Source organism: Vibrio gazogenes (genome assembly GCF_002196515.1).
GTDB lineage: Bacteria > Pseudomonadota > Gammaproteobacteria > Enterobacterales > Vibrionaceae > Vibrio > Vibrio gazogenes_A.
In genome coordinates this window covers 2,472,817-2,494,551 of the sequence record NZ_CP018835.1, presented here as the reverse complement: position 1 = coordinate 2,494,551, position 21,735 = coordinate 2,472,817, and the positions used below count along the sequence as shown (strand labels likewise).

16 protein-coding genes and 1 pseudogene are annotated in these 21,735 nt (G+C 45.9%); 5 read left to right on the top strand and 12 right to left on the bottom strand.

Going from position 1 to position 21,735, the window contains the following annotated elements; translation table 11 throughout:
- The first annotated feature begins 66 nt into the window (after positions 1 to 66).
- The 4 genes and pseudogenes from BSQ33_RS11365 to BSQ33_RS11350 form a co-directional block, all read left to right on the top strand.
- Positions 67 to 747, top strand: coding sequence for a TIGR00153 family protein (locus BSQ33_RS11365; RefSeq protein WP_021020529.1), 681 nt, complete (start codon positions 67 to 69; stop codon positions 745 to 747).
- A 130-nt stretch (positions 748 to 877) separates the two neighbouring features.
- Positions 878 to 2,137, top strand: coding sequence for an inorganic phosphate transporter (locus tag BSQ33_RS11360; protein WP_021020528.1), 1,260 nt, complete (start codon positions 878 to 880; stop codon positions 2,135 to 2,137).
- Positions 2,138 to 2,293: 156 nt separating this feature from the next.
- On the top strand, positions 2,294 to 2,902 hold the full coding sequence (locus BSQ33_RS11355) for a TIGR04211 family SH3 domain-containing protein (RefSeq protein ID WP_021020527.1): 609 nt from the start codon (positions 2,294 to 2,296) through the stop codon (positions 2,900 to 2,902).
- A 72-nt stretch (positions 2,903 to 2,974) separates the two neighbouring features.
- Positions 2,975 to 4,192, top strand: a pseudogene (locus BSQ33_RS11350) (multifunctional CCA addition/repair protein); the annotation flags it as partial.
- A gap of 69 nt (positions 4,193 to 4,261) precedes the next feature.
- On the opposite strand, the gene eno reads toward BSQ33_RS11350, so the two are convergent.
- The 5 genes from eno to rlmD all read right to left on the bottom strand — a co-directional run bounded on the left by eno (position 4,262) and on the right by rlmD (position 12,017).
- Entirely contained in the window at positions 4,262 to 5,563 is a 1,302-nt protein-coding gene (gene eno / locus BSQ33_RS11345) for a phosphopyruvate hydratase (RefSeq protein WP_088134117.1), read from the bottom strand.
- Between the two features lie 73 nt (positions 5,564 to 5,636).
- Positions 5,637 to 7,277, bottom strand: coding sequence for a CTP synthase (locus BSQ33_RS11340; protein ID WP_021020524.1), 1,641 nt, complete (start codon positions 7,275 to 7,277; stop codon positions 5,637 to 5,639).
- 201 nt (positions 7,278 to 7,478) lie between these two features.
- Positions 7,479 to 8,288 (bottom strand): nucleoside triphosphate pyrophosphohydrolase, encoded by an 810-nt coding sequence (gene mazG / locus BSQ33_RS11335; RefSeq protein ID WP_021020523.1) that lies wholly within the window; start codon positions 8,286 to 8,288, stop codon positions 7,479 to 7,481.
- A gap of 85 nt (positions 8,289 to 8,373) precedes the next feature.
- A complete protein-coding gene (gene relA / locus BSQ33_RS11330; protein ID WP_021020522.1) occupies positions 8,374 to 10,593 on the bottom strand; it encodes a GTP diphosphokinase in 2,220 nt (739 codons plus the stop codon).
- 104 nt (positions 10,594 to 10,697) lie between these two features.
- Positions 10,698 to 12,017 (bottom strand): 23S rRNA (uracil(1939)-C(5))-methyltransferase RlmD, encoded by a 1,320-nt coding sequence (gene rlmD, locus BSQ33_RS11325; protein ID WP_088134116.1) that lies wholly within the window; start codon positions 12,015 to 12,017, stop codon positions 10,698 to 10,700.
- A 345-nt stretch (positions 12,018 to 12,362) separates the two neighbouring features.
- Between rlmD and barA the strand changes: the two genes are divergently transcribed.
- A complete protein-coding gene (gene barA, locus BSQ33_RS11320) occupies positions 12,363 to 15,152 on the top strand; it encodes a two-component sensor histidine kinase BarA (protein WP_088134115.1) in 2,790 nt (929 codons plus the stop codon).
- 2 nt (positions 15,153 to 15,154) lie between these two features.
- Here barA and acpS read toward each other — a convergent pair whose 3' ends face one another.
- From acpS to lepA, 7 genes are all read right to left on the bottom strand, one after another.
- A complete protein-coding gene (gene acpS, locus BSQ33_RS11315) occupies positions 15,155 to 15,547 on the bottom strand; it encodes a holo-ACP synthase (RefSeq protein WP_088134114.1) in 393 nt (130 codons plus the stop codon).
- Positions 15,548 to 15,550: 3 nt separating this feature from the next.
- Positions 15,551 to 16,282 (bottom strand): pyridoxine 5'-phosphate synthase, encoded by a 732-nt coding sequence (gene pdxJ, locus BSQ33_RS11310; RefSeq protein WP_021020518.1) that lies wholly within the window; start codon positions 16,280 to 16,282, stop codon positions 15,551 to 15,553.
- The gene (gene recO / locus BSQ33_RS11305) at positions 16,279 to 17,010 is read right to left on the bottom strand and encodes a DNA repair protein RecO (RefSeq protein ID WP_027694219.1); all 732 of its coding nucleotides are present in this window, start codon (positions 17,008 to 17,010) and stop codon (positions 16,279 to 16,281) included. Before recO ends, pdxJ begins: the two co-directional genes overlap by 4 nt.
- A gap of 90 nt (positions 17,011 to 17,100) precedes the next feature.
- Positions 17,101 to 18,066, bottom strand: a complete 966-nt coding sequence (era, locus tag BSQ33_RS11300) for a GTPase Era (protein WP_021020516.1) — start codon at positions 18,064 to 18,066, stop codon at positions 17,101 to 17,103.
- Entirely contained in the window at positions 18,059 to 18,736 is a 678-nt protein-coding gene (rnc, locus tag BSQ33_RS11295; protein ID WP_021020515.1) for a ribonuclease III, read from the bottom strand. Before rnc ends, era begins: the two co-directional genes overlap by 8 nt.
- 82 nt (positions 18,737 to 18,818) lie before the next feature.
- Entirely contained in the window at positions 18,819 to 19,715 is an 897-nt protein-coding gene (lepB, locus tag BSQ33_RS11290) for a signal peptidase I (RefSeq protein WP_021020514.1), read from the bottom strand.
- 139 nt (positions 19,716 to 19,854) lie between these two features.
- Positions 19,855 to 21,648, bottom strand: a complete 1,794-nt coding sequence (lepA, locus tag BSQ33_RS11285; RefSeq protein WP_021020513.1) for a translation elongation factor 4 — start codon at positions 21,646 to 21,648, stop codon at positions 19,855 to 19,857.
- Positions 21,649 to 21,735: the final 87 nt, after the last annotated feature.

Genomic DNA, 21,735 nt, shown 5'->3' with positions numbered 1-21,735 from the left:
CCAATGTTCAACATTTCATCATAATGTTGTATGTTCTTTTAAGGTTATATTTTTGGATTGAGTCACATGCCAGTGAATACAATTATGGGGTTGTTTGCAAAGTCCCCAATAAAGCCTTTGCAGAAACACGTTGTCTGTGTCAATGAATGCTGTTCTTACTTGATCAGCTTCTTTGAAGTTACTTTCCAAAAAGATTGGGAAAAAGCAGCCGAAATTCGGGCTCAAATCTCTCATCTGGAAAAAGAAGCCGACGTACTCAAACGTGAAATCCGCCTGAAACTACCGCGCGGGTTATTCCTTCCTGTTGATCGAACCGATATGCTCGAACTACTGACCCAACAAGACAAACTTGCGAATCTTGCGAAAGATATCTCAGGTCGGGTTTATGGTCGAGAACTGATGATCCCAGAACCACTTCAAAAAGATTTCATCGCTTATGTTAAACGTTGTCTGGATGCGGCGACTCAAGCCCAGAAAGTCATCGGTGAGCTCGATGAACTCCTTGAAACCGGATTTAAAGGCCGGGAAGTCACTCTGGTTGCGGAGATGATCAACCAACTTGACGCCATTGAGGATGATACCGACACGATGCAAATTCACCTGCGTCAGCAGTTGATGGCTATCGAGTCAAAATATAATCCGATTGACATGATGTTCTTATACAAAATTCTAGAGTGGGTGGGCGGTATCGCTGACCAAGCTCAACGTGTGGGAGCTCGCTTAGAGCTAATGCTCTCTCGTTCCTGAGATTATAGATTTTCACAATAACTAAGGGCACTCACACATTGCGTCTCTGAATCTAATTATTGTGGCTGAATGACATGCCACGGTAGAAAGTCGCGCGTGCTCCGCTAGTTATCAACAACTAGGTATTATGATGGATATCCTTGTACATTACGGATCTATCTTGATTCTTGTGGCAGCAGCCTTCGGTTTCTTGATGGCAATCGGCATCGGTGCAAATGATGTAGCAAATGCGATGGGTACATCGGTTGGCTCCAAAGCACTGACCGTAAAACAAGCTATCTTTATTGCGATGGTTTTTGAGTTCGCCGGCGCCTATCTTGCCGGTGGAGAAGTAACAGATACAATTCGTAAAGGCGTCATCGAGACCAATCTCTTTGTCGCACAACCTGAAATTCTTGTCTATGGCATGATGTCATCTCTTCTGGCTGCAGGTACATGGTTACTGCTGGCTTCTTATATGGGATGGCCGGTGTCAACAACCCACTCGATTATCGGGGCGATAATTGGTTTTGCCTGTATCACGCTGGGAACAGAAGCGGTTGACTGGCATTCAGTTCAAGGGATTGTCGGCAGTTGGATTATCACACCGATTATCTCGGGATTCTTCGCCTATGTCATTTTCGTCAGTGCTCAACGTCTGATATTCGATACAGAAAATCCACTACAAAATGCTAAGCGTTTTGTTCCGGTTTATATGTTCATCACCACGATGGTCATCGCACTGGTAACGATTAAGAAAGGTCTGAAACACGTTGGTCTTCATCTGACTACCGGTGAAGCATGGCTTGCTGCTATGTTTGTTTCTGCGCTCGTCATGGTCGGTGGCTACCTATATATTCAAAAGCGCTTCTCAAAGCGAGAAGAAGACCACAGTTTCTCTGGTGTAGAAAGTATTTTCAGTGTTCTGATGGTCGTGACAGCTTGTGCGATGGCATTCGCCCATGGCTCCAACGATGTCGCGAATGCGATTGGTCCATTGTCAGCCGTGGTTGCTACCGTTGAAAATCTTGGCCAGATTGCAGGGAAAACCCAGATTGCGTGGTGGATTTTACCACTAGGCGGATTTGGCATTGTTGTTGGCCTTGCAACACTGGGACACAAAGTGATGGCAACGGTCGGTACCGGAATCACAGAGCTGACCCCAAGCCGTGGTTTTGCTGCACAGCTTGCAACAGCCTCTACGGTTGTTCTGGCGTCAGGAACCGGACTACCGATTTCAACCACTCAAACACTAGTTGGTGCTGTTCTCGGTGTTGGTTTCGCCCGTGGTATTGCAGCATTAAACCTTGGTGTAGTGCGTAACATCGTTGCTTCATGGATCGTGACCTTACCGGCCGGCGCACTACTGGCTGTTATTTTCTATTATATGCTGGAGAAAATCTTCATTTAGGCTGTGCAACCGTCAGGCATTTGTCAGAACCATGTGATTATTGACTCAAATCTGCACAAAGGGAGGCTTGGCCTCCCTTCTTTGTTGCACCATATAAAGAAACTTTTTACTATTTGGATAGATTTACTTTTCAACCTTATCGTTAAAGGATTTATCGTGAAAAAACTGTTATTCATGTTGCTGCTTTCGCTTCTCACCACGCCCGCTTTTGCACAAGGACATTACATAGCAGATGACTTGTTTACCTATATGCATTCAGGCCCAAGCAACCAGTATCGAATTATTGGCAGTATCAATGCAGGTGAGAAAGTACAACTGCTGAAAACCAATAAAGAGACAGGTTATAGTGAAATACTCGATAGCAAAGGGCGTCAGGGTTGGGTACAAGACAAGTTTATTACCACCACTGAGAGTATGGCATCCCGTCTTCCCCGTTTAGAAAAAGAGCTCAAAGACGTGAAGGGACAGCTGTCTGATGCAGAGCATAAAGCCAGCCAAGAAAAAGCCGGGCTCGTCGAGTCTCTTGAAGTCCGTAACAAACAGATCTCTGAATTGGAAGAAAACTACAGTGGGATCAGCCAGAAACTGGCGACCGCGCAAAGTGAAACGCGTGAGCTGAGAGCGAAGCTGGACACTCAGAAAGAAGATCTGTTAATGAAATATTTTATGTACGGTGGCGGTGTTGCTCTCGGCGGTATTCTATTGGGAATCATCCTGCCGCATCTGATCCCAAGACGGAAGAAATCACACTCAAACTGGCTCTGATCGATGAAGAAGGCCGAGAATCGGCCTTCTCTAACGATTTCAACTCGTCCGTTTCAAAAGAGGCAAGCTGTGCAAGTCTATCTCGTCGGTGGCTCTGTTCGTGATCAGTTACTCGGTCTTCCTATTAAAGATCGAGATTGGGTTGTCGTCGGTAGTTCCCCTTCACTCATGCTTGAACAAGGTTTTATATCCGTCGGGAAAGACTTCCCGGTATTTCTTCATCCACAAACCAAAGAAGAATATGCGCTCGCCAGAACCGAAAAGAAAAGTGGTTCTGGCTATCATGGATTTGAATGCTTTTTCTCACCGGAAGTGACGCTTGAAGAGGATCTCATGCGCAGGGATCTAACCATCAATGCAATCGCACAAGATCCTCAAGGACAATTGATTGATCCTTACCACGGCCAAACCGATTTGGCACAGAGAATTCTTCGTCATGTATCAAGCGCTTTTGCCGAGGACCCGGTACGAATTCTTCGCGTTGCCAGATTCGCAGCAAGGTTTGCTTCACTTGGTTTTACTATCGCACCGGAAACAATGGCCTTAATGCGTCAGATGGTGCAGTCCGGAGAAGTCGCTCACTTAACCGCAGAACGTGTTTGGCAAGAGCTCCATCAAGCGCTTGCAACAGACCATCCCGACATCTTCCTATCCGTCTTAAGAGAGTGTGGCGCACTTGCGGTCATTTTCCCTGAAATCGACTGTCTTTTCGGAGTACCACAACCGCCAAAGTGGCATCCTGAAATTGATACAGGTGAACATACATTGATGGTGCTGCGTCAATCGACACGTCTTTCAACATCACTCCCGGTCAGATTTGCAGCGATGGTTCATGACCTTGGCAAAGGAAAAACGCCACCAAGTGAGTGGCCAAGCCATAAAATGCATACACACACCGGCTTAGCCTGTATCCGTGCACTTTGCGAACGGATTCGAGTCCCGGCGGAATATCGGGATTTAGCATTAATCGTCTGTGAACAACATAGCAATGTTCACAACGCTGCGATTTTGAAGCCGGCAACTTATCTCAAGATACTGAATAAAATGGATGTATGGCGCAAACCGGAGCGACTTGAAAGTGTGCTGCTTTGTTGTCAGGCAGATCATCAGGGGCGATTGGGCTATGAAGAAATCCCCTATCCACAAAAGTTACAGTTTGAAACCGCTTATCAGGCTGCACTTGCGATTGATGTTCAATCGATCATTGCCGAAGGCTTGAAAGGTTCTGAGATTCGGGATGAATTAGACAAACGCAGAATCGCAGCAATTAAAGCGGTTTTATCGCGGTAATCCAATCAGTAAGACCAAAAAAAAAAACGCCTCAGAAGAGGCGTTTTTTAATTCATGATAAAGCCGCGATTAAGCTTGACCTTTCACTTCTTTCAGACCGTTGAAAGGTGCACGTTCACCCAGTGCTTCTTCGATACGGATCAGTTGGTTATATTTTGCAACACGATCAGAACGGCTCATTGAACCCGTCTTGATTTGACCTGCAGCAGTACCAACAGCCAGATCAGCAATTGTTGCATCTTCAGTTTCACCACTACGGTGAGAGATAACAGCAGTGTAACCAGCATCTTTTGCCATCTTGATTGCAGCCAGAGTCTCAGTCAGAGAACCAATCTGGTTGAATTTGATCAAGATAGAGTTAGCAACACCTTTCTCGATCCCTTCAGCAAGGATCTTCGTGTTTGTCACGAACAGGTCATCACCAACAAGTTGGATTTTGTCACCTAACAGTTCAGTTTGGAATTTGAAACCATCCCAATCAGACTCATCCAGACCATCTTCGATAGAAACGATCGGATATTCTGCAACCAAGCCTTCCAGATATTTAGAGAACTCTTCAGAAGAGAAAGTTTTACCTTCACCTTTCAGGTCGTAAATGCCTTGCTCTTTGTTGTAGAACTCAGAAGCAGCACAGTCCATCGCCAGAGTGACGTCTTTACCCAGAACATAGCCAGCTTTCTCAACAGCTTCTTTAATTGCAGCAAGTGCAGCAGCATTTGATTCAAGGTTCGGCGCAAAACCACCTTCATCACCAACAGCAGTGTTCAAGCCTTTTGTTTTCAGAACTTTAGCCAAGTTATGGAAAACTTCTGCACCGATGCGCAGAGCTTCTTTCAATGTGCTTGCACCAACAGGTTGAATCATAAATTCTTGAATATCAACGTTGTTATCTGCATGCTCACCACCGTTGATGATGTTCATCATTGGCAATGGCATAGAGAATACGCCAGGAGTACCGTTCAATTCAGCGATGTGCTCATACAAAGGCATCCCTTTTGCTGCAGCTGCAGCTTTTGCATTCGCCAAAGAAACAGCCAGAACCGCATTCGCACCGAACTTAGATTTGTTTTCAGTACCGTCCAAATCAATCATAACCTGATCGATAGCAGCCTGATCTTTTGCATCTTTACCAATCAGCGCTTCAGCAATTGGTCCATTGACAGCTTCAATCGCTTTCAGAACCCCTTTACCCAGGAAACGAGACTTGTCGCCATCACGAAGCTCAAGCGCTTCACGAGAACCAGTAGATGCACCTGATGGTGCAGCAGCCATACCTACGAAACCGCCTTCTAGGTGGACTTCAGCTTCTACAGTTGGGTTTCCGCGAGAGTCGATGATTTCACGACCTAGAATTTTAACGATCTTAGACATTAATGTTTCCTCTCTTTGAATTTAAATGTCAAACCTTAGGGTAACCGTATTCCCTACCGTTACCCGTGTCCTTTTATTTCTCAATAGTACGACGCTGATACTCACCAGCGGCTTTTACAAACCCAGAAAACAGCGGATGTCCATCTCGAGGTGTTGAAGTAAACTCAGGGTGGTATTGAGAAGCCACAAACCATGGATGATCCGGATTCTCAATCACCTCAACCAGTTTTTTATCCGCAGATAAACCAGAAACTTTCAGTCCCGCTGCTTCAATTTGAGGGCGAAGCACGTTATTCACTTCATAACGATGACGGTGACGTTCATAAATCGTTTTACTACCGTATAGAGCATGGACTTTACTGCCTTCTTCAAGATGGCACAACTGCGCACCTAAACGCATTGTTCCACCTAAATCTGATTTCTCAGAACGTTCTTCAACTTGCCCTTCAGAATCGATCCACTCGGTAATCAGCCCCACAACCGGATATTGCGTTGCCCGATTAAATTCGGTTGAATGTGCCCCTTCCATGCCCGCAACGTGACGCGCATATTCAATTAAGGCAACCTGCATTCCCAGACAAATGCCCAGATAAGGGATCTTATTCTCACGCGCATATTGAGCGGCTAAGATCTTACCTTCGATGCCGCGATCACCAAATCCGCCCGGCACCAGAATTGCGTCCAGACCTTCGAGCAGTTCAACGCCTTTATTCTCCAGATCCTGAGAATCAACATACTTGATCTGAACACTCAAACGGTTTTTCAGACCCGCATGTTTTAAGGCTTCATTGACTGATTTATACGCATCAGGCAACTCGATATATTTACCAACCATGCCAATGACAACTTCACCGGTCGGGTTGGCTTCTTCATAAATGACCTGTTCCCATTCAGACAGGTCAGCTTCCGGTGCTTGAATACCGAAGCGAGAGCAAACTAAATCGTCCAGCCCCTGCGACTTGATCAACTGAGGAATTTTATAAATAGAATCAACATCTTTCATTGATATAACGGCTTTTTCTGCCACATTACAGAATAGCGCAATTTTTTTCCGCTCATTAGCAGGAATGATGCGATCAGAACGACAGATCAAGATATCTGGCTGAATCCCGATAGAGAGTAACTCTTTCACGGAATGTTGGGTTGGTTTCGTCTTCACTTCTCCGGCAGCGGCTAGGTAAGGGACTAAGGTTAAGTGCATAAACATGGCATTTTCACGACCAATGTCTACAGCAAGCTGACGAATTGCTTCGATAAACGGTAGCGATTCGATATCACCAACCGTACCGCCAATTTCAACGATTGCGACTTCATGCCCTTCAGCACCGGCAATCACACGGTCTTTAATCGAATTGGTAATATGAGGAATGACCTGAATAGTCGCACCGAGATAGTCACCACGACGCTCTTTGCGTAAAACATCCGCATACACACGACCAGCGGTAAAGTTATTCCGTTTGGTCATTTTGGTCCGGATAAAGCGCTCGTAATGCCCCAAATCCAGATCGGTTTCCGCACCATCTTCAGTGACGAATACTTCACCGTGCTGAGTCGGACTCATCGTGCCAGGATCCACGTTAATGTATGGATCGAGCTTCATGAGGGTCACTTTCAGACCACGCGCTTCTAAAATCGCTGCAAGAGATGCTGCTGCAATGCCTTTACCTAGAGAGGATACGACCCCGCCAGTCACAAAAATATACTTTGTCGTCATGTTTAACCTGAAATTGGTTGAATGAGGGAAATGGATTTCTTCTGGACGGGATGTAAATATACCAGAACCCCATTAACGCCACAACGTGAAACTTATCACACTCTCACTTTTTCTTTTTTGCTTCAAATCAAATCCAATCAGCACAATTGTAGCTCATTCTGATTGGGCTACATTATAAGGACTTCAATCCAAAGCCAGAGTTCAATCAGAACCCTGACTTTTCTCTTGAAGCTTCACCTGTTCCCAGAAGTGATCTAATTCACTGAGTGTATAGTCATCGAGTGATTGACCTTCCTGCTTAGCCAGTGCTTCGACACCTTGAAAGCGTCTGGAAAACTTCTGATTTGCTCGCGTAAGTGCAGACTCAGGATGATGCTTTAAATGCCGAGTCAGGTTCACGACCGCAAACAACAGATCACCCAACTCATCTTCAATAGCCGCAGGATCTTGCGGTGAGCAACGTACCTCTTCAATCACTTCATCCAGCTCTTCCCGCACTTTTTCCACAACCGGTGTCAAAGTATCCCAGTCAAACCCATGCTTGGCACACTTTGCTTGTAATTTATAGGCTCGGCTTAATGCTGGAAGCGATTTAGGCACCCCATCCAAAATGCTTTGCGCTTGCCGACCCGCACTGGATTTTTCTGCTGACTTAATTTTTTCCCAGTTGTCCCGAATGGCCGCTTCATTGTCAAAAACCTGATCAGAAAAAACATGCGGGTGACGACGGATCAGCTTCTCATTGACACTCCGAATCACATCATCAAAATCGAATAACCCTTGTTCTTGCGCCAGTTGACTATAGAAAATGGCTTGGAAAACAAAATCACCTAATTCTTCTTGAAGATTTTCAAAATCCCGGGCATGAATGGCATCGATCACTTCATAAGTCTCTTCCACGGTATGAGGAACAATACTTTCAAACGTCTGCTTTTGGTCCCATGGACAACCGGACTCAGGATCTCTGAGTTGTGCCATGATCTGCTTTAACTGTTCAATTGGATGAGACATAACCTTCCTTCTGCTTCAAAGAGAAAGCGAGGGATCACCCTCGCTTTCCATAACGGCTAAACGACCATGAGCATGTCAATACTCATTACCCCAGTCGTTTGACTGACAGGACATCTTTCGTCTGATCGATGCGTTGACAGACTCGAGTAAGCACTTCAACACTGGTTAGTTCCAAATCAAAATCCATATAAACAAGCTGACGTTTATGATCGGTTCGGCTCTTCATACTGGTCACTTTGATTTTCTCATTCGCCAACAGCGTCGTAATATCCTTTAACAATCCGCCCCGCTCCATCGCTTCAACCCGCACGGTCAACACGTAAGAACCAAGCAGTCCGCGTCCCCAAACGGTATCAATAATCCGTTCCGGCGCATGATGACTGAGCTCTTCTAACTGTTCACAATCACTCCGGTGGACGGAAATACCCCGTCCCTGAGTAATGTAGCCTTTAATTTCATCACCGGGAATCGGGCGACAACAACGCGCCAAGTGCGTCATTAAATTATCGACACCTTCAACCACCACAGCATCTTTACTCGGTGCCGGCGTGGCTGTTTTCAGTTCCTTCTCCTGTAACTTTTCAAGAACCAGTTGATCTTCTTCTTCCGCTGTCGGCTTGTTAACTAAGGCATTAATGTGATTGACGATCTGGTTGATCCGTAAATCACCGCTGCCGATCCCGACATATAATTCATCGGGCGAATTGACGTTAAAGCGCTTCAGCGCATATTCACTGGCATCTTTCAGTGTCGCACCAATTTTTGCCAGTTCCGTTTCCAGAATCTCCCGCCCGGCTTCAAGGTTCTTCTCTCGGCTTTGCTTTCTAAACCAAGCGTTAATCTTCGCCCGGGCTCGTCCGGAATGGACAAAACCCAATGCCGGGTTCAGCCAGTCTCGCGATGGGTTCGGCTCTTTGGCTGTGATAATTTCAACCTGATCTCCCATCGTTAGTTTATGGGTAAACGGCACGATTCGTCCGGCGACCTTCGCCCCAATACAACGATGCCCCACTTCTGAATGAATATGGTAAGCAAAATCCAGCGGTGTTGCCCCCATCGGTAAATCGACAACATCCCCTTTGGGCGTAAAGGCGTAAACCCGGTCATCAAATACCTGACTGCGCAACTCATCCAGCATTTCACCGGAATCCGACATCTCTTCCTGCCAGTCAAGCAGCTTACGCAACCATGTGATTTTCTCATCATAGCCACGATGTCCGGCAGAACTACCCTCTTTATATTTCCAGTGGGCAGCAACCCCCAGTTCCGACTCTTCATGCATCTGGCGAGTCCGAATCTGAATTTCAATCGTTTTCCCTTCAGGGCCAAGAATCACCGTATGAATCGACTGATATCCATTCGGTTTCGGGTTGGCAACATAATCATCAAACTCACTGGGTAAATGTTTATATTTGGTGTGAACCACCCCAAGAGCCGCATAACAATCCTGAAGTTTCTCGGCAATAATCCGAACCGCCCGAACATCGAATAACTCATCGAATGCCAGGCTCTTTTTCTGCATCTTACGCCAGATACTATAAATATGTTTCGGACGTCCGCTGACTTCGGCATGAATGTTTGACAAATGCATTTCTTCACGCAGATCTTCAACAAACTCCTGAATATATCTTTCACGAACAATCCGTCGTTCAGACAACTGCTTGGCTATCTGTTTATAGGTATCCGGTTGTTGATAGCGAAATGCATAGTCTTCCATTTCCCATTTCAACTGACCGATTCCCAGACGGTTGGCTAAAGGCGAATAAATATTGGCACACTCTTTTGCCGCCTGACGTCTGATTTCGTCAGGTTGATCTTTCACTTCACGGAGATTACAAATTCGTTCAGCGAGCTTAATCACGACGCAACGGAAATCATCAACCATCGCCAGAAGCATCCGCCGGACATTATCCACTTGCGTTGAGGCTTCACTGCCTTGCATCGTGACATTCAATTGCCCGATAGCGGCCATCTCCTCAACACCATCAATCAACTTGATAATGTCTTTGCCATAGCGTTCTTGCAAAATTTCAGCATCGAGCAATCCACCAGAAACAATCGGAAAGAGTAACGCTGCGACTAACGTTTCTTGATCCATCGATAGCGTCACCAGTATTTCGATCATCTCGCGACCACGCCACAGTAACAGTGGCCCAGCCGGATGATCGACGACTAAGTTCTCCATCTGTCGATAGACCTGTTTCAGTCGCTCCGCGATTTTCGGGTCTCGCACAATACTGGCGATCCACTTATCGGGTTCAAATTGTTCGTCTGGATTCAGATGTGCGCTTCTTACCGCAACCATTATTCTCTATTTCGTCCTAGTTTTATGTTCGTTTATTGAGAGCCTATCATTTGACCCTCTCGCTATTGATGAGTTCACCTCACCTGACTGTTTCACAATCCACGTTACATTTTGGTAAACAAAGCCATCGATTCCAGATGACTTGTGTGAGGAAACATATCCAGCATCCCCACTTTCTCTAACTGATATCCTTGCTGTAACAACTGCTGACTATCTCTGGCCAGCGTCGCAGGATCACAGGACACATAAACCACACGCTGAGCCCCGAAATCAGACAGCAATTCTATAACACCTTTCGCGCCAGCTCTGGCAGGATCGAGCAATACTTTATCAAATTTCGCCTGTGCCCACTCGATGTCGATCAACGTTTTCTCAAGATTCGCCTGATAAAAAGCTGCATTGTGAATCTGGTTGAGTGCTGCATTATTACGCGCTTGAACAACCATTTCTTCAATGCCTTCAACCCCGACAAGCGACTTCACTTGTCGCGCGATTGGCAGGCTAAAATTACCAACACCACAGAATAAATCTAGCACACGATCTTCCTCATTGAGTGCCAGCCAAGCAAGCGCCTGATGTACCATTTTCTGATTAATGTGTCGATTTATCTGTATGAAATGGTGGGGCTGGAAAGAGATTTCAATCCCTGTATCGCAATAAACAGGTTCATCCCCATCCAGTAAACGAGGATTGCCAGCCTCGGTCATCATATAGAGTGAAACATGCTGTTGCTGCGCAAAAGCAACGATATCAGCCTGATCCGCATCCGTCAGCGGACCGAGAGTACGCAGCAGCATCACAGCCCCGTTATCAGCCGCAATCAATTCCAGATGCCCGAGTTTTTCTGGCTGCGACATCGACTCAAATAACACTCGGAGCGGCAGAATTAGTGACGCTAAAGTGGGTGCTAATACCGCACAATGTTCAATATCGACAATACGGTTACTACTTTTCTGACGAAAACCGAATGCCAGACGTTTCGACTGAGAATCCCACTTCAAACTGAACCGTGCCCGACGCCGGTATCCCAAATCAACGTCAGAAACAACCGGAGAAAGTGGCACAGATAATCCGGCAAACTTACTCAGCAGTTGTGATAGCGATTCCTGCTTGTATCTCACTTGCTCCCGGTGACTCAGATGTTGCAGGTTGCAGCCGCCACAACGATGATAATGCGGACAAAACGGTTTGGTTCGTTCTGCACTTTCCTGTTGTACTTGGATCAATTTCGCTCGGGCATACTTACTTTTATTCTCTGTCAGTTGAATCAGAACTTGTTCTGTCGGCAAAGCACCTTCGATAAAAACCGGCTTTCCTTCCAGATAAGCGATACCCTCGCCATGGTGGTCCATGCGTGCTACCTGAACCGACTGATGCTTTTTATTGATCGTAGATTGTTTTTTAGGTTGGAAAAAACGAGCCATATAAATACATTACCGCTTGTGATGTTACCGAATACCGTGTTCACCCGGCCCGTTTGAGCCGACGATATCACAGTAGAGACTTGCAAATTTTTTGCTATTTTCCCATATCCACATCACGATGTTTAGCAAATAATCCGCCGAGAAAAAAACGGACAATCAAACGGCATAAAATTTCGTGAAATCGTCTCTATTCTTAACAAGAATCAATTGTGAATTGTTGATGACTTGATTAAGCTAGCAACTCAAATAAAGCTTCTCCGTGACGGAAGAAAACCTCAACCAAAAGCAGAAAAGTGCATGATTCGATGCGTTATTTCTGATCTTCATTATGATAATTAGAGACTCATGACCACCAAATATGGCTTGCGCACTCGCGTCATCACACTCACGCTGGCACCGACTCTCATCATCGGCCTGCTGTTAAGTGCATTTTTTTCTTATAATCGTTACCACGATCTTGAGTCTCAGGTGATCAATGCCGGCTCAAATATCATCGAGCCGCTGGCTATCGCGAGTGAAGAAGGGTTAGAAAAGCATAGCCGCGAATCAGTCAGACGAATTATCAGTTATGCACACCGCAAGAATTCTCAATTTGTCCGAAGTATCGCGGTTTTCGACAAGCACCATGAACTATTCGTCACATCTAACTTCCATCCTGATTTCGAGTCGCTGACTTATCCGAAAGACAAGCCAATTCCAATTTTGGGCAGTTCGGAAATGAGGGATAACAATACCTTAATTCTTCGCACACCGATTCTGGCAGAAAGTCGGCTGATTGACGGCAGAGCCAATGCCGAGACCTTACCGGTCCTTGGCTACATTGTCATTGAACTCGATCTCTCATCGCTGAGGCTCCAGCAATATCAGGAAATTTTTTCCGCAATTTTAGTCTTGATTCTGGGCTTGGCACTTTCCGGTGCTTTCGCTTTCCGTTTACTCCATGATGTCACCCGGCCAATTACCCATATGAAAAATATGTTGGACCGGATTCGACGCGGCCATCTGGATGTTCGTATTGAGGGAGAAATGCATGGCGAACTGGATGAACTGAAAAAAGGGATCAATGCTATGGCGGTGTCTCTGTCGGAGTACCATGTCGAGATGCAACATAGCATTGATCAAGCGACCTCTGATCTAAGAGAGACGCTCGAGCAGCTTGAAATTCAAAACGTTGAGCTGGATATCGCTAAAAAACGAGCTCAGGAAGCCGCCCGCGTCAAATCTGAGTTTCTGGCCAATATGTCTCACGAGTTAAGAACGCCATTGAATGGTGTGATTGGCTTCACCCGACAAATTTTGAAGACCCAACTCACGAATAGCCAGAAAGATTACCTGCAAACCATTGAACGTTCAGCCAATAACCTTTTAACGATCATTAATGACATTTTGGACTTCTCTAAACTGGAAGCCGGTAAACTGGCGCTCGAAAATGTTCCGTTTGAATTACAAGAAAACCTTGAAGAAGTCGTTGATTTACTGGCAACCAGCGCGCATGAAAAAGGGCTGGAAATTAATCTGAAAGTTGATCAGAAGATTCCGGTCGGTCTGGTCGGTGATCCACTGAGAATCCAGCAAGTGATCACCAACCTTGTCGGTAACTCGATTAAGTTTACGGAACGAGGGAATATTGATATCAGTGTCGAGCTTCGTTCGGTCCGGGATGATTTGGTTGAGCTCCAGTTTATGGTTCGGGACACAGGGATTGGTATTTCAGAACGACAACAGGCACAGTTATTCCAGGCATTTAGCCAGGCAGATGCCAGTATCTCCCGCCGTTATGGCGGCACAGGACTTGGACTAGTCATCACCCAAAAACTAGTCAGTCAAATGGGGGGCGAAATCAGTCTGACCAGCCGTCTGCACCGCGGTTCAACGTTCTGGTTCACCATCCGCCTCCATCCGACCGATATCATGATGGGTGAGTGGTACACGCAAAAACAACTGGCGGGTAAAGAAGTCCTGTTGATCGAGTCACACATGCAGTCGGCTTCTATCTTACAACAAACCCTGACTCAATCTGGCTTACGTGTTAACTACATGACCACTTTCCCAGACAATCCACCTCAGTCAGACTATGTGATTCTCAATTTCTCACCGACCCAGAAATTGGTATCCGAAGAAGCGGAAGCGCTGGTGAAACAAGCGGTTGCATGTTCTGAACATGTTTTAATCGGGATCCCGAGTACCGAACTGGCACTCGCGGATCATCTGATGACGCACTATCCGATCAAGTGCCTCACCAAACCTCTCGCACGTAAGAAACTGTTACAGCTCATGTTGGATATTCACCCTGAGTTATCTGCTTTCCGGGAAGAGAGTACGCTTTCAACATCGATTGAGAAGATGCCGTTAACGGTCATGGCTGTCGATGATAATCCCGCGAATCTGAAATTGATCACGGCCCTATTACAGGAAAGGGTGGATACAGTAATTAGCTGTACTAACGGAGAAGAAGCCGTCGAGATCGCGACTCGCCAGAAGTTTGATATTATCTTCATGGATATTCAGATGCCCAAAATGGATGGGGTCACCGCCTGCCAGGAGATCAAGAAATTACCGCTCAATACAACCACGCCGATCATTGCCGTCACCGCCCATGCGATGGTAGGAGAACGGGATCGTTTGCTCAATGAAGGCATGGACGATTATCTGACTAAACCGATAGATGAACATGTGTTGCAACAGGTATTGGTACATTGGAATCCTCAACCACAACGGCCGCAACAAGATCCCTCGCCTGTCCTTCATTCGCAATCTGCTGATGTTGATAACACACAGCCAACATCATCACCATCCTCGGTGATTGACTGGCATATGGCTTTAAAACAAGCAGCAAATAAAGAAGATTTGGCCAAAGATATGCTGACGATGTTGGTTGACTCGATCCCAGAAGTTCATCAGATCATTGAATTGTCTTTGAATGGTGAATCCGATCAGGAAGCATTACTGCATCATATCCATAAGCTCCATGGCAGTTGTTCCTATAGTGGGGTTCCCAGATTAAGAAAAATCTGCGCAACACTGGAACAATCACTACGTTCAGGCGCGGCCATCAAAGACCTTGAGCCTGAACTATTTGAATTGCAAGATGAGATGACAAAAGTGGCTGAAGCCGCACAACGCTTGATGACCTGAAATCAATGACCGGCGTTGTTTTCAAGAATCACGGAAGCAACGGCGTAGCGTCGCTCATCTGAGATCGAAAGATGAATGGCGTTTACGCCAAATGACTGAGCAAATTCTTCGGCTTTACCACTCAACTGTAGCCACGGTTTACCGAGTTCATCATTCACTACAGTAAAATCCTGCAGTGACACGCCTTGCGCGATCCCGGTTCCTAATGCTTTTGAGGCGGCTTCTTTGACCGCAAACCGTTTCGCTAAAAATCGCTCCGGTTTCTTACTCTGCGTATAAATCGCAAACTCACTCTCACTCAGAATACGCTGTGCAAAAGCGTCTCCGTTTCTGGAAATCGCCGCCGCGATCCGATCGATCTCGACGATATCCGTACCAAAGCCGACAACTGCCATAAATTAGCGCCGGGCCTCTATCATTAAGGTTTTCATATCTGCCACAGCCTTGGCAAGCCCATCGAAAACGGAACGACCAATAATCGAATGGCCGATATTCAGTTCATGAATCTCCGGCATAGCAGCAATGGCAGCAACATTATGGTAAGTCAAACCATGACCGGCATTGACGATCAGGCCGATATCACTGGCATAACTGGCTGCTGCGGATATTTTCTTCAACTCATCTTGCTGAGCCGCGCTAGTTTCAGCGTCCGCATAATGCCCCGTATGTAGTTCAACGTAAGGCGCACCACATGCCTTGGCCGCATCAATCTGTTCTTTATCAGCATCGATGAAAAGCGACACTTTGATACCGACTTCTGTTAACTTGTGAGTGGCAGCTTTAACTTTCTCAAGTTGCCCTAACACATCCAGACCACCTTCAGTGGTTAATTCTTCCCGCTTCTCAGGAACGAGGCAAACATAATCCGGGCGAACCTCTAGCGCGATAGCCACCATTTCATCTGTGACGGCCATTTCTAAATTCATCCGAGTTTGTAGCGTTTCTCTTAAAATTTTGACATCACGGTCAAGAATATGGCGACGATCTTCTCTCAAATGAATCGTGATCCCATCGGCACCAGCACGTTCAGCAACCTCAGCTGCATGAACCGGATCTGGGTATTTAGTCCCACGTGCATTCCGTAATGTTGCAATATGATCGATATTAACGCCTAAAAGAATTGCGCTCATGTTCCTTTACTCCGTGCTCTCGAAATACCAATTTGAGAAATGAACAGTTCGCGGCTTTTGAGTGGTTTTGCCCCCAGATAAGGTTTGAGTGCTATCCGAGTAAACCGTTTGGCCGCCTGTAACTGTGCTTGTGTCGTGAAGCGTCGTTCACTAATTGCTATCAACTCTTCTCCCACAAAGGTCAGATTATCTTTGCGAACGGAAGCTATAAATCCTTTTTGTTCCCGATATCGATAAGTCATCGTCGGAACAACCGGCTCTCCGCTGCCGGCACAATGCAAAAAATCGACGCCATAGCCCAAACAAGCCAGCAGCGAGAGTTCAAAACGCCGCAGCGCCGGCTCTGGGTTCGATGACTGTGCCAGTTCGGTCAATACTTGCAGATAATCATAAAAAAGCCCCGGTAAGGGAACTTCTGAAGGGATGAGTCGTGCCAGTAATTCATTGACATATAACGCTGAATATAAATGAATGCCTGTCAAAGGTAAACCCAGACTGATCGGCTCGGCCTGACGTAATGTGCGCATCGTCCCCTTCCCCGACCATTTCAGAAGCAATGGCACAAAAGGTTGTAACACGCCTTTTAGCGGAGAGCGAATGCGTCGCGCACCTTTAGACAGTAAGGTCATTCGCCCGAATTCTTCAGTAAAGACATCGATAATCAGGCTACTTTCACTATATGAGCGTCGATGTAAAACAAAACAACGCTGAAGTTGGTTTTCTGACATCATTCCTATCTCTCTGAGGGGGTCACTTCAGGGGCTGTAGAACTTATCACCAGTGACACTCGAGCCCCGCGACAAGAGAAAGTTATCTCACTATAGATCGTCAATATATCCCAGACTTCTCAGTGCTCTTTCATCATCAGCCCAACCGGATTTCACTTTAACCCAAGTTTCCAGATAGACTTTACGACCAAATAACGCTTCCATATCAAGACGGGCTTCGCGACCTATCGTTTTAATTTTTTCGCCCCCTTTACCAATGATCATTTTCTTCTGACCAATCCGCTCAACCAGAATCAAGCCATTGATATGAAAACCATCAGTTTCAGGGTTGTAATCAAACCGTTCAATATCAACCGTCACCGAATAAGGAAGCTCCTCTCCGGTAAAACGCATGATTTTTTCCCGGAGGATCTCTGATGCCATAAAGCGTTGTGAACGGTCAGTCACATATTCACTCGGGAAATGGTGAACCGCTTTAGGAAGATGGTCACGAACATGCTGACGAATCGCATCAATGTTTTTACCGTGTTTTGCAGAAATGGGAATCACATCAACAAAATCCATCTTGGTAGACAGTTCGTACATGTGTAACATCACTTCATTACGGTCTTTGACGTTATCAACTTTATTGACACAAAGAATGACCGGGAAACCTGCTTTATGCAGCTTGGTAAACACCATTTCATCATCTTTGGTCCAGTGTGTCCCTTCGACCAGAAAAAGAACCAAATTTACATCACTGAGTGAGCTGCTTGCCGCACGGTTCATGAGACGGTTAATCGCTCGTTTTTCTTCAATATGTAATCCCGGGGTATCGACATAGATGGCCTGATAATCCCCGTCCGTATCGACCCCCATAATTCGATGACGTGTCGTCTGCGGCTTACGCGATGTTATCGAAATTTTCTGTCCCAGTAGCTGGTTCAGCAAGGTGGATTTACCAACATTGGGCCGTCCGACAATCGCCACAAAACCGCAATGTTGGTTCTCTGGTTTACTCTCTTCCTGACTTTCTGATGCGAAGAAAGCATCAATATCAAATTCTTTATCAGCCATTATTCAATTGCTCTAGTGCTAGCTCTGCAGCCGCTTGTTCTGCCTTGCGGCGGCTGGTGCCTTTTCCGATAACAGGCATTCCAATACCCGCGACTTCACATGACACAGTAAACTCTTGGTTGTGTGCCTCACCTTTAATCTTAGTCACTGTATAAACAGGAAGCGGTTTTCTTCTGCCTTGCAGATACTCTTGCAGCCGAGTTTTGGGATCTTTTTGCGACACCCCAGGCTGAATCGCGTCTAAACGCGTCTGATACCAGTCTAAAATGATCCGCCGGATCGACTCGATATCACTATCTAAATAAATGGCACCAATAATCGCTTCAACAGCATCGGCAAGAATTGAATCGCGGCGGAAACCACCACTTTTTAATTCTCCTGGACCTAATTTTAAGTAATCTCCCAGCTCAAACTCCCGAGCCAGCTCAGCCAGAGTGTTCCCCCGGACAAGCGTTGCACGCATCCGGCTCATATCACCTTCGTTACTCTTCGGAAAACGGTGATAAAGCTCATCTGCGATGACAAAACTTAAAATTGAATCGCCCAGAAATTCAAGACGCTCATTATGATGACCATTCGCACTCCGGTGTGTCAGTGCAAGTTCCAGTACCGCGCCATCACTGAACTGATACCCTATTTTTTTCTCAAGTTGATATGTTGGAGAATTCATGATTTCTCAATATTGAAAGGCTGATCTATTGACCAGCCTGGTTAAATAAATGCCCCTGATAATCGTAATTATCCGGTAAATATTAATGAATTTGACCAATCCGATTCAAGCGAACACCGGTCGGAATCCATGATGGTAACACGCTATCAGGCGAGCGGTTAAACTCAAAACTAATCCATATCGCAACAGCCTTACCAACCAGATTCGCTTCAGGAACGAATCCCCAGTAACGGCTATCGGCACTGTTATCCCGATTGTCACCCATCATAAAATAGTGCCCTTCAGGAACAACCCATTCATTCACCCCCGGACGAGGTTTATAATTCATCGGATTATCCATCCGCCATGGATTAATCAGAATATGGTGCTTCACCTGACCCAATTGCTCATCGAGTTGCTCCATCGGTGCAACATTCGATTTCAAATTACTACGAACACGGTTCGACTGTTGCACAATCTTACATTCGTTTGTGCCTTTCGGCTGAATACAAATACGCTTATCTGAACTGTAGCGGACAATATCCCCCGGTAATCCGACAACACGTTTAATATAATCGATACTCGGATTCGGTGGATAACGGAACACGGCTATATCACCACGCTTTGGTTTACCGACAGACAAAAACTGTGTATGTGTCACCGGATCTTTCAAGCCATAGGCAAATTTCTCAACCAGTATAAAATCACCAATCAGCAATGTCGGTTTCATCGACCCTGATGGGATCTGAAACGGTTCAAAAATAAATGACCGAACTATCAGAACCAATGCAATGACAGGAAAAATAGAAACACTATTTTCCACCCACCATGGCTGAGGTAAAACTTGACGCTGTAGGGATGGATCGAGCTCTTGGGTCTGAGCGATAATTTCATCGAGCTTTTGCTGGCGTTTTTTCGCCCAGACAAACTTTTCAAGCGCCCAGATAATCCCTGTCACAAGCGTCACAATGACTAGTATGAGTGAAAATGTATTCGCCATGAACTTCCCTTTGTTAAAAATACGAAAGTGAAAGAACCGAGACCCTTTCACTTGAGCTGTGTATATCCAAGTCACTCAACATGCTGAAACGACATCTTGAGCTCATGGGGATATCTCTATGTAACAGACCGAAGGTCAATTAATCTTTGCCAACATGGAGAATGGCTAAGAACGCTTCTTGAGGTAACTCGACATTACCAATCTGTTTCATCCGTTTTTTACCTTCTTTCTGCTTCTTCAACAGTTTTTTCTTCCGGCTAACGTCACCACCGTAACATTTTGCCAGCACGTTTTTGCGTAATTGTTTCACTGTTGAACGAGCAATAATGTGGTTACCGATTGCAGCCTGAATCGCAATATCAAACATCTGCCGAGGAATGAATTCCTTCATTTTTTCAACCAGCTGACGTCCGCGTGTCTGGGCCTGAGCTTTGTGGGTAATAATTGCCAGAGCATCCACCTTCTCACTGTTGAGCAATACATCAACGCGCACCATATCTGATGTCTCAAAACGTTGGAAAGCATAATCCAGAGAAGCATAACCGCGAGAGGTTGATTTTAAACGGTCAAAAAAGTCCAGAACAACTTCAGCCATCGGAATATCGTAAGTCAAAGCAACCTGATTACCGTGGTAGACCATGTCAACCTGTACACCCCGTTTTTCGACGCAGAGTGTAATGACGTTCCCCAGATAGTCTGAAGGCACAAGAATATTACAACGACTGATCGGCTCACGAATTTCATGGATATCGTTTACCGCTGGCAATTTAGCCGGACTATCGATATGAATCACTTCACCATCGGTTTGCTCGACCTGATATACAACCGTTGGTGCGGTTGTAATCAAATCAAGGTCATATTCCCGTTCTAAACGCTCTTGGATAATCTCCATGTGCAGCATGCCAAGGAAACCGCAACGGAAGCCAAAACCAAGTGCTGCCGATGTCTCCGGCTCATAAAATAATGACGCATCGTTGAGACTGAGTTTTCCTAGTGCATCGCGGAAGTTTTCATACTCATCCGACGAAACCGGAAATAATCCGGCATAAACCTGCGGTTTGACTTTTTTAAATCCAGGGAGTGGCTTCTCACTCCCATATTTTGCATGTGTTAATGTATCCCCGACTGGTGCACCGAGAATATCTTTGATACCACAGACAACCCAGCCCACTTCGCCAGTGCCTAACTTCTCAGTATCCACCTGTTTCGGTGTAAAGATCCCGATGCGATCAACGCCCCAAGTTTGTCCGGTACTCATGACTTTGATCTTATCGTTCTTTTTCAGGATCCCATTTTTAATCCGTACCAGAGACACGACACCTAAATAATTGTCAAACCAAGAATCGATAATCAAGGCCTGCAAAGGGGCATCAACATCCCCTTCCGGTGGTGGTATATCTGAAACAATACGTTCCAGAACATCATCAACACCAATACCGGTCTTTGCAGAACAACGTACAGCATCAATCGCATCAATGCCGACAATGTCCTCGATTTCTTCAGCAACCCGTTCCGGTTCTGCCGCGGGCAAGTCGATCTTGTTCAGGACAGGAACCACTTCCAAATCCATTTCAATCGCGGTATAGCAGTTAGCGAGCGTTTGCGCTTCAACACCTTGTCCGGCATCAACAACCAACAGAGCCCCTTCACACGAAGCGAGAGAACGAGATACCTCATAAGAGAAGTCAACGTGTCCGGGAGTATCGATAAAGTTGAGCTGGTATGTTTCTCCATCCTTTGCGAGGTAGTCCAGAGTCACACTCTGAGCTTTAATGGTAATACCACGTTCACGCTCAAGATCCATTGAATCTAGAACCTGTTCTGCCATTTCACGGTTAGTTAAGCCGCCACACACCTGAATCAGGCGATCGGAAAGCGTGGATTTACCGTGGTCGATATGGGCGATAATCGAAAAGTTACGAATGTGCTTCATAGGTTTGGGATGATTAAACTCTTTTAATATTTAGAAGAAAAAGAACAAACCGTCTCAAAGATACAGGTTCTATTCCATTTAAGTTGG

Bases quoted from the DNA above. Each gene is read 5' to 3' on its own strand.
- BSQ33_RS11365 (WP_021020529.1), top strand. From the start codon at position 67: ATGCCAGTGAATACAATTATGGGGTTGTTTGCAAAGTCCCCAATAAAG.
- BSQ33_RS11360 (WP_021020528.1), top strand. From the start codon at position 878: ATGGATATCCTTGTACATTACGGATCTATCTTGATTCTTGTGGCAGCA.
- eno (WP_088134117.1), bottom strand. From the start codon at position 5,563: ATGTCTAAGATCGTTAAAATTCTAGGTCGTGAAATCATCGACTCTCGC.
- BSQ33_RS11340 (WP_021020524.1), bottom strand. From the start codon at position 7,277: ATGACGACAAAGTATATTTTTGTGACTGGCGGGGTCGTATCCTCTCTA.
- mazG (WP_021020523.1), bottom strand. From the start codon at position 8,288: ATGTCTCATCCAATTGAACAGTTAAAGCAGATCATGGCACAACTCAGA.
- relA (WP_021020522.1), bottom strand. From the start codon at position 10,593: ATGGTTGCGGTAAGAAGCGCACATCTGAATCCAGACGAACAATTTGAA.
- rlmD (WP_088134116.1), bottom strand. From the start codon at position 12,017: ATGGCTCGTTTTTTCCAACCTAAAAAACAATCTACGATCAATAAAAAG.
- barA (WP_088134115.1), top strand. From the start codon at position 12,363: ATGACCACCAAATATGGCTTGCGCACTCGCGTCATCACACTCACGCTG.
- acpS (WP_088134114.1), bottom strand. From the start codon at position 15,547: ATGGCAGTTGTCGGCTTTGGTACGGATATCGTCGAGATCGATCGGATC.
- pdxJ (WP_021020518.1), bottom strand. From the start codon at position 16,282: ATGAGCGCAATTCTTTTAGGCGTTAATATCGATCATATTGCAACATTA.
- recO (WP_027694219.1), bottom strand. From the start codon at position 17,010: ATGTCAGAAAACCAACTTCAGCGTTGTTTTGTTTTACATCGACGCTCA.
- era (WP_021020516.1), bottom strand. From the start codon at position 18,066: ATGGCTGATAAAGAATTTGATATTGATGCTTTCTTCGCATCAGAAAGT.
- rnc (WP_021020515.1), bottom strand. From the start codon at position 18,736: ATGAATTCTCCAACATATCAACTTGAGAAAAAAATAGGGTATCAGTTC.
- lepB (WP_021020514.1), bottom strand. From the start codon at position 19,715: ATGGCGAATACATTTTCACTCATACTAGTCATTGTGACGCTTGTGACA.
- lepA (WP_021020513.1), bottom strand. From the start codon at position 21,648: ATGAAGCACATTCGTAACTTTTCGATTATCGCCCATATCGACCACGGT.